1 protein-coding gene is annotated in these 365 nt (G+C 34.8%); it reads left to right on the forward strand.

The window, feature by feature from the left end; translation table 11 throughout:
• Positions 1–66 precede the first annotated feature (66 nt).
• The coding region (locus tag CD129_RS08020) for a recombinase family protein (protein WP_144437006.1) at positions 67–365 on the forward strand (299 nt) is incomplete at its 3' end.

The raw sequence follows: 365 nt of genomic DNA on the forward strand, positions 1-365 counted from the left end.
ATTTGCATCGAGAAACACATCACGTTAATAAGTGGTCATAAAATGAATAAAAGAGGGTGAAATTAAATGGCTAAAATTGGTTATGCACGTGTATCAACACAAGATCAAAGTCTGGATGGACAGATTGACACACTTGAAGACTATGGTTGTGAACGTATATTTAGCGAGAAAGCAAGTGGCCGAAAAACGAAAAGAACAGAACTTGATAAGTGTTTGGATTATTTACGTGAAGGAGATATTCTAGTTATTTATAAACTAGATCGTCTTGGACGTACAACGAAACAGTTAATTGAGTTGTCTCAATGGTTGGATGAAAGCAGTATTGGTTTACATATTATAGATATGAACGTATCAACCAAAGATGC

The sequence above is a fragment of the Mammaliicoccus fleurettii genome, assembly GCF_003970575.1.
Taxonomy (GTDB): Bacteria; Bacillota; Bacilli; order Staphylococcales; family Staphylococcaceae; genus Mammaliicoccus; species Mammaliicoccus fleurettii.